Origin of the sequence: Streptomyces apricus, assembly GCF_008369065.1 — a bacterium.
GTDB lineage: Bacteria > Actinomycetota > Actinomycetes > Streptomycetales > Streptomycetaceae > Streptomyces > Streptomyces apricus.
The window spans coordinates 264,087-276,469 of sequence record NZ_VDFC01000040.1; the positions used below are offsets into that span (position 1 = coordinate 264,087).

General features: G+C 72.8%; 11 protein-coding genes. 2 read left to right on the forward strand and 9 right to left on the reverse strand.

What is annotated here, in order from left to right; all coding sequences use genetic code 11:
• The 9 genes from FGF04_RS40050 to FGF04_RS14160 form a co-directional block, all read right to left on the reverse strand.
• A partial coding sequence (locus tag FGF04_RS40050) for a hypothetical protein (protein WP_188114085.1) occupies window positions 1–316 on the reverse strand: 316 nt, incomplete at its 3' end.
• The gene (locus tag FGF04_RS14130; protein WP_149511651.1) at window positions 313–2,193 is read right to left on the reverse strand and encodes a DUF3492 domain-containing protein; all 1,881 of its coding nucleotides are present in this window, start codon (window positions 2,191–2,193) and stop codon (window positions 313–315) included. The genes FGF04_RS40050 and FGF04_RS14130, both read right to left, overlap by 4 nt.
• Before the next feature lie 190 nt (window positions 2,194–2,383).
• Window positions 2,384–4,081, reverse strand: coding sequence for a dipeptide ABC transporter ATP-binding protein (locus FGF04_RS14135; RefSeq protein ID WP_149511652.1), 1,698 nt, complete (start codon window positions 4,079–4,081; stop codon window positions 2,384–2,386).
• On the reverse strand, window positions 4,078–5,076 hold the full coding sequence (locus FGF04_RS14140; protein WP_149511653.1) for an ABC transporter permease: 999 nt from the start codon (window positions 5,074–5,076) through the stop codon (window positions 4,078–4,080). The genes FGF04_RS14135 and FGF04_RS14140 overlap by 4 nt, the downstream gene beginning before the upstream one ends.
• Window positions 5,073–6,146: an ABC transporter permease gene (locus FGF04_RS14145; protein ID WP_149511654.1), complete on the reverse strand. Its 1,074-nt coding sequence runs from the start codon at window positions 6,144–6,146 to the stop codon at window positions 5,073–5,075. Before FGF04_RS14145 ends, FGF04_RS14140 begins: the two co-directional genes overlap by 4 nt.
• Window positions 6,147–6,150: 4 nt before the next feature.
• Window positions 6,151–7,875, reverse strand: a complete 1,725-nt coding sequence (locus FGF04_RS14150; RefSeq protein WP_149512267.1) for an ABC transporter substrate-binding protein — start codon at window positions 7,873–7,875, stop codon at window positions 6,151–6,153.
• A gap of 216 nt (window positions 7,876–8,091) precedes the next feature.
• Window positions 8,092–8,184 carry an Ms4533A family Cys-rich leader peptide gene (locus FGF04_RS41840; protein WP_318658070.1) on the reverse strand — a complete coding sequence of 31 codons (93 nt, stop codon included), beginning with the start codon at window positions 8,182–8,184 and terminating at the stop codon, window positions 8,092–8,094.
• A gap of 56 nt (window positions 8,185–8,240) precedes the next feature.
• Window positions 8,241–9,977: a DUF3152 domain-containing protein gene (locus tag FGF04_RS14155; RefSeq protein ID WP_149511655.1), complete on the reverse strand. Its 1,737-nt coding sequence runs from the start codon at window positions 9,975–9,977 to the stop codon at window positions 8,241–8,243.
• 8 nt (window positions 9,978–9,985) lie between these two features.
• Entirely contained in the window at window positions 9,986–10,975 is a 990-nt protein-coding gene (locus tag FGF04_RS14160) for an alpha/beta fold hydrolase (RefSeq protein WP_149511656.1), read from the reverse strand.
• A 256-nt stretch (window positions 10,976–11,231) separates the two neighbouring features.
• Here FGF04_RS14160 and FGF04_RS14165 point away from each other — a divergent pair, with 256 nt between their 5' ends.
• Both FGF04_RS14165 and FGF04_RS14170 read left to right on the forward strand, forming a co-directional pair.
• Window positions 11,232–11,456, forward strand: a complete 225-nt coding sequence (locus tag FGF04_RS14165; protein ID WP_149511657.1) for a hypothetical protein — start codon at window positions 11,232–11,234, stop codon at window positions 11,454–11,456.
• Window positions 11,457–11,666: 210 nt separating this feature from the next.
• Window positions 11,667–12,308, forward strand: coding sequence for a TetR/AcrR family transcriptional regulator (locus FGF04_RS14170; protein WP_149511658.1), 642 nt, complete (start codon window positions 11,667–11,669; stop codon window positions 12,306–12,308).
• Window positions 12,309–12,383 lie beyond the last annotated feature (75 nt).

A 12,383-nucleotide genomic window follows, 5' to 3' on the forward strand; every position in this document is an offset into this window, starting at 1 on the left:
GGTGGGACGCCGTGACCGTCACGGCGTCCCACCTGAGCCGGGTGGCCGCCGTCGCCGACACCTCGGGCCGCACCTGCGGCGCCTGAGCCACGGCGGACCGGTCCTGCCGGGTGTCCGTGTCCTGTCGGGTGTCCGCGATGCGTGACTGGCCCAACTGCACGTCCACCACGCGCGTCTCGCCCGGCCGGACGTCCACCACCTTGGTCTCGCCGACCTCGGCGTCCGCGTCCCGCCGGTCCCGCCTGTCCTGCCTGTCCCGCCTGTCCTCCGCGTCGTCCGCCCGGTCGGCGGCGTCCTCGAAACGTCGTCGGTTCACCACGACCCCTCCCCCGCGCGCGTCCGTCCGCCCGCCGCGGCCGTGGCGGAGTCCGGGGCGTATCCCGACGGAACGCCCTGTACGGGCGGGCCCGCCGCCCATCCCGGGGCCGGTCTTCCCGCGGTCACCGGGCGCGCCGCGGACTCCGTCCACCGGTTCGGCACGTGCGCCTCGGCGGGTATGGCGAAGGGAAGGGGGTCGCCCGACGCGCCGACCGAGTCCCGCCGGGCCGGGCAGCGCGAGACGATCTCCAGGTAAATGCTGTGAAATGCCATGATGTTCTGTTCGACGGTGAACAGCTCCAGCGCCCGGGCACGGGCGGCGGCGCCCAGGCGCGAACGGCGCTCCGGGTCACGCAGGAGGGCGACGCAGGCTTCGGCCAGCGCACGCGGATCACCCGGCGGGACCACGAGTCCCGTACCGCCGATGACCTCGACGACCGCGCCGACGTCCGTGGAGACCGTGGCGCGGCCGGAGAACATCGCTTCGACGAGGCTGATCGGGAAGCCCTCGACGACGCTGGACAGGACGACGAGGGCGCCCGAGGCGTAGGCCTCCGGGAGGGTGGGTGCCTGCGGCCCGCCGATCTCCTCGAAGGAGACGGGGTCGTCGCCGACCGCGCGCACACCGCCGCCGCCGGGGAAGAGCTGCGCGGCCAGCGCCCTGCAGTGCGCCAGGTACGTGGCGCCCTCCGGTCCGTCGGCGGGCGCGCCGACGATGCGCAGCCGCGCCTTCGGCTCCTCCTCGCGGACCTCCGCGAAGGCGTGCAGCAGCGTGGCCAGGTCCTTGGCGGGTTCGATGCGGCCGACCCACACCAGGGTGTCCGGGTCGGCGCACTCGGCGCCCTCGCCCACCTCCGCGAAGCGGGACGCCTCCATGCCGGGGTAGACGGTACGGATCCTGGCCGGGTCGGCTCCGCAGCGCTCCTGCCAGCGACGGGCGTGGGTGTTGCCGGGCGTGATGACCTCGGCCCGCCGGTACGCCTCCGCGGCCAGCCTGCCGTGGAACGCGGCGAGCAGGGCGCGCGCCGGCGCCGGCACCGCGCGCCCCTCCAAATCCTCGCGCGACCCCAGGTAGTGCGCCCGCAACTGCACCCCGTACTCCGTGACCAGCAGCGGGACGCCGGAGAAGTGGTGGGCGAGCAGCCCCGGCAGGGCCGCCGCCCCGCCGGACGTGGCGTGGCACAGGTCGACCGAGCCGAGGCCGTCGTCCTCGTACCAGTCGAGGGAGAGGGGGCGCAGGGTGCGTTCCACCTGGGCGGCGACGGTGAGCAGGTCGGGCACGCGTGCGGTGCGCGCGGCGCGCAGTGCGCCGGGGGCCCGGCAGGCGCGTTCGAGGGCGCGCACGGCGGTCTCGGAGCGCAGGGCACCGACCAGGCCGCCCTCGTCCCGGGCCAGTTCGGCGAGCCCGTAGAGCGCGCTGCTGAAACGGTCCGTCGCGTCCGCGGGGGCGTCCCCGGCCCCGGGGACGGATCCTGGGACAGCTCCGGGGACGGGTCCGGAAACCGACCCGGAAGCGGCGCCGGAGGCGGAGGCGGGCCCGGAGGCAGAGGCGGAGCCGTGTTCGGCGGCGGCACCGAGCGGGTCGTCCGCGCAGAGGGCGGCGGCCAGTTCCCCATAGCAGTCGGCGAACCGGCGGCGGGCCCGTCGCCCGTACCCGACGCCGTCGTCCTCCGCCGTCCAGAGCGGGGCGGTGCGCACACGGCTGACCTGGGAGGGGAGCTGGATCCAGCCCTCGTCCTCCTGGTCCTGGCTGCGGCTCAGGGCGTAGATGTCGAACTCGTGCTGCCCGAGCCCGCGCACGAGCCGGTCGCACCAGAGCCTCGCCTCACCGCTCACATACGGATAGCCACCCTCCGTAAGCAGTCCTATGCGCACGACCGCACTCCCGATCTCCCGTGTGGGGAGCCGCCGTTGACCCGGCGGCTCGCAGCGGGACGAACGTATGCGGACATGACGGTGGTACGACGGACGGTTGTCCGTCGCACCACCAAAAGGGGTGAACGGTCGTAACTTTCCCGTGCGGGTCGCGTTCCGTCGCGCTAAGAGATCAACCGAACACGTTTCGTCATACCTCGGCCAGGTGTCGGCGGGCGGTCCGGCGGGTCGCACGGCGGGCGGCGGCGACCGCCGGATCGAGCGCGGGGACGGCGGCGAGCAGCTGTTTCGTGTACGGGTCGCGCGGTGAGCCGTACACCTCGTCGGCGGGGCCGTACTCGACGATCCGGCCGCGGCGCATCACCGCGACACGGTCGCTGACCTGGCGCACCACCGCGAGGTCGTGGGCCACGAAGACCAGGGCGAGGCCGAGTTCGCGGCGCAGTTCGTCGAGGAGGGCGACCACCTGGGCCTGAGTGGTGACGTCCAGCGCGGAGACCGGCTCGTCGCACACGATGACCCGTGGGTCGGCGGCGAGGGCCCGCGCGATGCCCACGCGCTGGCGCTGACCACCGCTGAACTCGTGCGGGTAGCGGTCGTAGTGCGCCCCTTCGAGCCCCACCCGCTCCAGCAGTTCCCGTACGCGCCCCCGGATGCCCGCCTCGTCCCTGACCGGCTCCCGGCCGGGGGCCGGACCGGAGCCCGGCGGGGCGGCTGCCCTGCCGCGTGCGCGGGCCCGCAGGGGGTCGGCGATCGACTCGCCCACGCTGCGGCGCGGGTTGAGGGAGGAGACGGGGTCCTGGAAGACCATCTGCACGTCGGGGCGTACGCCGCCGCCGGGTAGGATCCGCCCCGCCGTCGGTTCCAGCAGGCCGACCAGCATGCGGCCCAGCGTCGTCTTGCCGCTGCCGCTCTCCCCGACGATGCCGAGCGTCTCGCCCCGGCGGACGGTCAGCGACACGTCGTCGACCGCCGCGAACGTGCGCTTCCCGCGCCCGAACTCGCGCCGCAGCCCGACGGCTTCCAGCACGACACCGTCCGCCGCCCCGCCGTCCGCCGCCCCGCCGTCGGCGGCCGCACCGGCAACCACCTTGCGGTCCGCTGCCGCACGTGGCGTGTCCAGGCGCGGTACCGCGCCCAGGAGCTCGCGGGTGTAGGAAGCCGCCGGATTCCCCAGGACCTCGGCGACGGGGCCGTGCTCCACGACGCGGCCGTGCCGCATGACCAGGACCTCGTCGGCGCTCTCCGCGGCGACGCCCACGTCGTGGGTGACGAGGAGGAGCCCCATGCCCGTCTCCTCGCGGAGCGTGTGCAGGAGGTCGAGGATCTGGGCCTGGACGGTCACGTCCAGCGCGGTCGTCGGCTCGTCGGCGATCAGCAGGGCCGGCTCGCAGGCCAGCGCCATCGCGATCAGGGCGCGCTGGCGCATCCCGCCGCTGAACTCGTGCGGCCGCGCGCGCGAGCGCCGCCCCGCGTCCGCGATGCCCACCCGGTCCAGCACCTCCACGGCACGCGCGCGTGCCGTTCGCCGGGACGCCCGCGTGTGCACGCGGTAGACCTCGGCGATCTGGTCGCCGATCGCGTAGTACGGGTCGAGGGAGGACAGCGGGTCCTGGAAGACCATCGCGGCCCGCGCCCCGCGCAGCCGCCGCAGCTCGTCCTCCGACGCCCGCTGCACGTCGACCCCGGCGACCTCGACCGAGCCGCCGACGCGCGCCCCCGTGCCGCGGTGCAGCCCGAGCAGGGCCGAGGCGACCGTGGACTTGCCCGAGCCGGACTCCCCGACCAGGGCGAGCGCCGCGCCCTCCGCCAGGGTGAACGACAGCCCGTCGACCGCCCGCAGTCCGTCGAAGGCGACGGTGAGATCGGTTGTCCGGACCAGGCTCATGCCAGTACCACCCGTCGGTCGGCCACCGCGTACAGCACGTCCGCGACGGCGTTGGCGATGACGACGAAGAATCCGATGACCAGGACCATCCCGACCACCACGGGAAGGTCGACGACATCGACGGCGTGGACCAGTTCCCTTCCGATGCCGGGCAGGCCGAAGAGCGTCTCGGTGAGCACCGCGCCGCCCACCGCCGACCCGACGTTGTTGGCGTTCAGCGCGATGACCGGCGCGAACGCCCCGCGCAGCGCGTGCCGTCCGATGACCGAGCGTTCGCCGACGCCGTACGCGCGGAAGGTACGGATGTGGTCCTCCGCGAGGGTCTCCAGCATCGACGCCCTGGTCAGCCGGGCGAACGCGGCGGCCTCGATGAGGGCGAGGGAGAGCCACGGCAGCAGCAGGTTCCACGCCCACTGTTCGGGATCGTCGGTGAACTTCACGTACTGCGGGAAGGGCAGCAGCTCCAGTTCGCCGCAGACGACGATCATCAGGACGAGGCCGATGACGAAGACGGGCGTGGCCACGCCCACGAGCGTGATGCCGGTCAGCACCCGCTCGGTGAGCCGTCCGCGCCGCCACGCCGAGAGCACGCCGGTGCCCACGCCGAGGATCAGCCACATGACCATCGCGCCGAGCACGAGCGACAGGCTGACCGGCAGCTTCGTCAGGATCAACTCGGTGACCTGCTGGTCGCTCTGGTACGACAGCCCGAGGCAGGGCGCCGGGCAGTGCTGCACGGCGGTGCCGGTGGAGTAGTCCTGGCCGGCGACGAGGCCTTGCAGGAAGTGCCAGTAACGCTCGTACAGCGGGTCCGCGAGGTGCAGCTGGTCGGCGACCTGCTGGACCTGGGCGGGTGAGCAGCGCGGACCGCAGGTGATCTGGGCGACGTTGCCGGGGGTGACGTAGAAGACGACGTAGACGATCACGGAGATGGCGGCCAGCGTGACCAGCGTGCCGACGGCCCGGCGCAGGACGAACCCGACGAAGCCGTTCACGACGCACCACCCCGCTCCGCCCCACCGGACGGCATATCCGGCCCACCGGACGGCCCGTCCGTACCGGCCGTCGCGTCCGCCTTCGCCTCCCGCCGTCGCCCCGTCCCCACCCGCAGCCGCGAGGCCGCCCGTGGGTCGAGGGCCGTGCGCACCCCGTCGCCGAGGACCGTCAGCGCGAGCACGGTCACGAAGAGCGCGCCCGCCGGCAGCAGTAGGTACTGCGGCGCCGCCTGGTACCAGACGTCGGCGGCGGTGAGCATCTGCCCCCACGACGGGGTCGGCGGCTTCACGCCGACCCCGAGGAAGGACAGGGCCGCCTCGACGGTGATGTTCTGCGGGATGAGGAGCGCCGCGTACGTGATGACGGGTGCGGCGAGCCCCGGCAGCAGCTCGCGGCGGGCGATGTGCCAGGTGCCCCAGCCGCTGAGCCGGGCCGCGGAGACGTGGTCGAGCCCCTTGAGGGCGAGCGTCTGCGCGCGCACGATCTTCGCGATGGTGCCCCAGGCGATCAGGCCGATGACCAGGGCGACCAGCACGGGCCGCGGGAAACCGGACGGCACGATCGCGAGCATCGCCAGCGACATGACCATCAGCGGCAGAGCGACGATGATGTCGGTGAACCGGCTCAGCGCCTGGTCGACCCAGCGGGTCCCGAGCCCGGCCGCGACCCCCACGACCACGCCGATGACGATCTGCACGACGGTCGCGGCCAGCGCGACCCCCAGCGAGACCCGGGCCCCGTACACGAGCCGCGCGAACAGGTCGCGTCCGGTCTGCGGTTCGACGCCGAGCCAGTGCTCGCCGCTGATGCCGCCGAACGCGCCGACGGGCACGCCGCCGCGCGCGGAGTCGATCAGCTCCGGGTGGTACGTGGTGGGGTCCTGGCCCTCGATCGCGGTGAGCAGCGGCGCGGCGAGCGCGACCAGGACGAGGACGGCGACGACGGCCGCCGCGACGAGGGCGGCGCGCTGGGCGCGCAGCCGCCGCCAGAACTGACGGGCCCCCGAGGCCCCCGGGAGGACCGTGAGGTCCGCCCCGGGGGCCTGGGAGGCGACGAGGACTTCGCTCACGGCGCTACTTCACCGCGACCTGCGAGATGTCCAGCACCCCGGTCCAGTCGCTGATCACGATGTTCTTGACGTCCTTGCCGTACAGCCGCTTGTAGACCGGGTGGAACAGCGGCACGGTCAGCGCCTGCTCGCCGATCTTCTTGTCGAGCGCGCCCCAGCGGGTGGCGGCCTCGTCGAGGTCGGTCAGCTTGTTGATGGCGTCGATCTCGTCGTTGACGGACTTGTCGTCCAGGAAGCCGGTGTTGAAGTTGGCACCGTCCTCGACGATCTGCCGGCCGTCGAAGATCGGGGCCAGGAAGGGGCCGCCCGAGGGCCAGTCGGCACCCCAGTGCGCGAGGAAGAAACCGGGCTCGGTCTTCGCGCTGTGGATCTTGTCCTTGTAGTCGTTGTCCTCAAGCCCCTGGAGCTTGACGGTGATGCCGGCCTTCTTCAGGGCGTCCTGGATGGCGGTCGCGATCTCCGGGCTGGTCTCGAAGTCCTTGGCGTTGGAATGCGTGAGCGTGACGGTCAGACCCTTGGCGTGGCCCGCCTCCTTCAGCAGCTCTTTCGCCTTGGCCGCGTTGCCCGACTCACCCGCCGGGAAGTGGTTGTACGCCGTGTAGCCGAAGGACTTCTGGTTCGGCAGGTACGTCGTCGCGGGCTCGGCCAGCGAGGACCCGCCCGCCGCGTTGATCACGGACGAGCGGTCGACGGCGTACGAGATCGCCTGGCGCACCTTCGGGTCGTCGAAGGGCTTCACCTTCGGGTTGAAGGCGATGTAGTTCGTGTAGCCGAAGTGGCCGGTGCCCACGCGCGCGGCGAGCTGCTTGTCGCCGCTGACCTTGGCGAGTTCGGCCGGTCCGAGGTTGGTGTCGGTGGTCACGGCGGCGGCGTCGGCGCCCTGCGAGGAGGAGAGCCGCTGGTTGATGACGGACGAGTCGAGCCCGGACCGCACGTCGATCCTGTCGGGGTAGGCCTTGCGCTCGGCGTCCGTCGACGCGGACCAGTGCGTGTTGCGCTCCAGGACCAGCCGTTCGCCGTCGTTCTCGTTCGAGACGACCTTGTACGGGCCGGACGAGACCGGGTGCTCCTCGTACTTGGTACCGGTGTCCTTGGCCTCGGGAACGGGCGCGAACTGCGTCTGCGTGGCCAGGTACGGGAACTCGCCCTCGGGCTTGTTCAGCCGGAAGACGATGGTCCGCTCGTCGGGCGTCTCGATCGAGTCGAGGCCCTTCTTGTCCTTGTACGGGCCCTGGTAGTCGGCCCCGCCGATCAGCCAGTCCCGCAGGTAGGGCGCGCCGCCCGACAGCTCCGCGGCGAAGGACCGCTCGATGCCGTACTTGATGTCGGCCGAGGTGATGGCGGTGCCGTCCTCGTACTTCAGGCTCTTCTTCAGGGTGTACGTCCACACGGTCGCGTTCTTGCTCGGCGTGCCGGTGTCGGTGGCGAGGTCGGGCACGACCTTCGCGCCCTCGGCCCCGTCCTCGCGGTTGCGCGTGGTGAGGGTGCGGAAGACGAGGGAGGGGACGTTGCCGCCGCCCGAGGTGTAGAGGCGGGCGGGGTCGAAGTCCTGCTGGGGATCGGAGTTCAGGACCGTCAGGGTGCCGCCCTTGGCGGGCTTGGCGTCGGCGCCGCCGGAGGTGGCCTTGGCATCGTTGTCCTCCGGCCCGCAGGCGACTGCACCCGCTGCCACGGCCAGGCTGACGGATACGGCGGCCAGACGGCGCGCTGTGACGGACGGTTGACGCAGCATGGGAGGAAACCCCTCGGAGAATTCGGCGAACACCGCGCGGAAAAGGACGCGGCGGGAGGAAGGAATCGCGGAAATCGCCCCGGGGGCACGAGGGCACGCCGGAAAACACCCGGCACCGTCATTTCGGTGCAGAACGGTGCCGAACGGTGCCGATCGGAATCGGTGAGTGCCGAGGAAAAGCGAGTGAACGCCGACGCGCGCCGGGGGCGGAGGTCAGCGACAGTGGATGTCGGCCACGCAGAGTGCGGTCACACCGAAGAGCGCCAGCTCAAGGGCGGCGCGCGCGGAGATGTGACGAGGCGACATGCCAGAAAATATGAACGAATTTCTCCCAGCTGTCAATGCGAGCCGGCCGCCCCCGCTCAACTCGACGGGAAGGGCCAGGGGTTGGGCTTGCAGCTGATCCCGTCGTGGTCCAGGAACTTGGTCTGCTGCTGCATGACGGGGGCGAGCCCGCCGTCGACACTGCAGCTGACGTGCCCGTATCCGAGCCGGTGCCCCACCTCGTGGTTGATCAGCATCTGACGGTACGCGTACATCTTGTCGCCGTAGGTCTTGGAGCCCTGGGCCCAGCGGTACGCGTTGATCATCACGCGGTCGGTGGCGGCCGAGTCGCAGGAGACGTTGTCCTGGGTGGTGTCGAGACCGGACTTGGCACACCAGAAAGCGGTGGTTCCCGGACTCGCGAGCGTGATGACGAAATCGGGCTTTCCGGAGGAGATCCGCTCGAAAGTGCGGCCGCCGCCGTGGGCCCAACTGCGCTTGTCGTTCAGGGTTTTCTGCACGGCCTGCGCGAAGAGCCGGCCGTCGAGACCGAGGTCTTTCTCGACGTCGACACGGTAGGTGTATTTCTGCCCCTTTCCCGGTGCCTTGTCGAGACCGGGAATCGCCTCGAATTTCCCGCCGCCCTCCAGGCCGGCCGCGAGAGGGTACTTCGCCGCCATCTGCTGCGCGTACGACAGCGTCGCAGCGCCGGGCCGCACGGAGGGCGCGGGGCGCTTGTCGGTGCGCGAGGCGTAGTCGTCGGCCCTCTGGCCGGCGCCGCCGGTCGCCGCGGGGCGTGCGGTGTCGTCCGTGTCGCCGTCGGTGACCTGGCCCGCCACGACGACGGCCAGCACGGTGGTGACGGCGGCGGCCGCGATGCCGGTGAAGGTCCGGCCCTTGCCGCCACCGCCCCCGCCCTCGGCCCTGTCCGCCGTCGTCGTGGGCGTGCCGCCCGGCTTGCGCGGCGGCGCCTTGTGCTCGGTCCCGCCGTCCCGGTCGGCGGCGGGGGCGGAGGCGGACGCGGAGAAGGCTGCGGGGCGCGCGGAGCCGCCACCGCCGTCGTCGAAAGCATCGTCGAAGGCGTCGACGTAGGCCTGGCGGGGGCCGCGGGTCCGGGCGGTGTCGGGACGCGGCCCCTGCGGGGACCGCGGAGAGGTCCGCGGCGTTCCGTACGCGGAACCGGAACCGGCGCCCGCACCCGCACCCGCACCCGCGCCCGTAGCGACGCCGGCGCCGAAGCCGGTACCGAAACCGGTCCCCGCACCCGCACCGGTCCGTCCCCAGCCGCCACCGGCCTCCCGCTGCTCGGGATGCCCACCGCGGACGCGGGGCGCCCCCTGCGTGGGCGTGGGGGTACCACCGGCAGGACGCGGCCCGCCCTGTGACCGGGCGCCGTCGGGCAGCCGCGGGAACCCGTGGGCCGGGGTCCCGTCCGGCAGGCGCGGGAACCCATGGGCGGGAGTGCCGTCGGGCAGCCGGGGGAATCCGTGAGCGGGCGTGCCGTCCTGGAGCCGCGGGAACCCGTGGGCGGGCGTCCCGTCCGGCAGGCGCGGCGACGGACCCGGGGGCCGGTCCCCGTACGCGGCGTACCCGTCCGGACGCCGGCCCGGGAACTGGTCGGGGGGACCCGGGTACGGGTGGCCCCCGCTCCCGGGAGCCCCGCCGTCGTACCGGGGCGCCCCGCCCGTCGGCGGGGACGGAGGCTGCTGTCCCGCGGGGGCCCGCCGCCCCGTGGCCGCGCCGGCCGCTCCCGTCTCCGACCGGGCAGCCGGAACCGCGGGCTTGTCGACGGTGCCGCCCTTGGGGGCCGGCCCTCGTCGGCTGTGACGTCCCACGTCCCGCTTCAGCTCCTCGCGCCGTCAGCGCCGGTGTCGGTCAACTCGCCTGTGTCCACGAGGAGTTCGCGGAAGGCCGTGGCCAGTGTCTCCGGGTACTCCATCATCACCACATGGCCCGCGTCAGGCAACGTCAGCAACCGGGACTGCCGGAAAGCACGCGCCGCACGCTGGGCCATACGGTACGAGACGAGCTGATCGCGCCCCCCGTAGACGAGAAGGGTCGGCGCGAGCACCCGCTCGGCCTGGCGCCACAGTCCGTGCTGGCCGCCCAGGGTGTACGCGTCCACTATGCCGCGTGCCGAGCGCGCCATGGCGTCCCAGAAGTACGGGAGGGCGAGCCTTCGCTCCATCTCCTCGACAGCGTTGCGGAATCCCTCCGGCGTCACCATGCCGGGGTCCCCGTAGCAGAGGGCCATGACGCCCCGCACCCGCTGCTCGGCGGTCCAGTCCTTGGTGAAGCGGGTGAACAGGGACGCCACGCCGGGCAGCGCGAGCAGCGCCGTCGGCACCGCGGTGCGTTGCGGCCGCAGTTCGGGGAGCGCGGGCGACACCAGCGTGAGCGTACGGACGAGATCGGGGCGCACGGCGGCGACGCGTGTGGTGACGGCGCCGCCCAGCGAGTTCCCGAAGAGGTGCACGGGGCCGCGCTCGGTCGCGTCGAGGTAGCGGATGACGGCGCGGGCGTGCCCGGTCACCGAGTAGTCGCCGTCGTCCGGCGGCGGCGAGTCGCCGAAGCCCGGCAGGTCGAGGGCCTCGCTGTCCACGAGGTCGTCGAGGAGCGGCATGAGCGCCGACCAGTTCTGCGAGGAACCGCCGAGCCCGTGCACGTACAGCGCGGGCGGCAGTCCTTCGCGGGCCGGAGGCCTCGAACGGACCGTCAGCGTGACGCCGGGGAGCCCGACCGAACGCAGTCTCTCCCCCTCCGCGACCCTGACGGAACTCACCTTCGGCGTGACGGTGGCGGCCAGCACTGACGGCAGTTCGGTCGAAGACATGCGGCAATGTTACGAGACGATCACGTAGTGGATCGTGTGTTCGCAGTCACAGGCGCGGAGCCACCCGGACGTGGGGCCGCTCGGGGCCGCACGGGGCCGACGGTGTGCGTCCGGCGCCGCGCCGACGCGGGGACGGCGTCCGCGTCCGCGGTACGGCCGATCGCATGGCACCCCGCCGCCGGCTCTCATACGCTTCGGGAACGTGGGCACTCGTACTCGTGCAAGCGCGCACTCGCACCACCCGGGAAGAGGACACATGACCGTCGACCCCACCGACCCCGAGACCATCGAGGACACGGACGACGCCGAGGGGACCGAGATCGACGTGGAGGCCCCCGAGGCCGACGCCGCCGAGCAGCAGCAGGATCTCGCGCCCCGCCGGGACGACCCGCTGTCCGGCGTGGACCCGGACAGCGCCAGCGAGGCGGACCTCGTCGAGCAGGCCAGGGTCGTCGAACTGGACGAGGACGACTACCGGTGAACCGGCCCGGGGCGACCGGCCGGGCGCACGGCCGCCCCGGGCACGGACCAGGGACGAACGGGCCCGCCATGCCCCCGTATGGCGCGATCCGCGCCGTTTCGGCGGCGTCCGGTCCGTGAAATTCTCCGCTCGCACCGCGCACACCACGGTTACCGAAAAGTACGATGGCCGCGCGGCGCTCACCGCATGTGGACGATTTTGGGAGGCGGCGTGACAGCCATCGAGCAGACAGAGGCAGCACGCCCGCGGGGCACACGCCTGCCGCGCCGTGCCCGACGCAACCAGCTCCTCGGCGCCGCCCAGGAAGTGTTCGTTGCCCAGGGATACCACTCGGCCGCGATGGACGACATCGCCGAACGCGCGGGCGTCAGCAAGCCGGTCCTCTACCAGCACTTCCCCGGCAAGCTCGACCTCTACCTCGCCCTGCTGGACCAGCACTGCGAGTCGCTGCTGCTGGCCGTCCGGGCCGCGCTGGCGTCCACCACGGACAACAGCCTGCGCGTACGGGCGACCATGGACGCCTACTTCGCGTACGTGGAGGACGACGGCGGAGCCTTCCGACTGGTCTTCGAGTCGGACCTGACGAACGAGCCGGCGGTCCGCGAGCGGGTCGACCGGGTGACGCTCCAGTGCGCGGAGGCGATCTGCGAGGTCATCGCGGAGGACACCGGCCTGTCGCGGGCCGAGTCGATGCTGCTCGCCTCGGGCCTGGGCGGACTCGCCCAGGTGGTGGCGCGCTCCTGGCTGCACAGCGACCGCAGCGTGCCGCGCGACCAGGCGGTGCAGCTGCTGACCTCGCTGGCGTGGCGGGGCATCGCGGGATTCCCGCTGCACGGCACCGAGAACCACTGACGGCGACCGGCCGCCGTTCGCCACGGGCGTCACTTTGTTCCCACGAGGTGTTCGCTCCTGGCGTTCTCGGGCGGA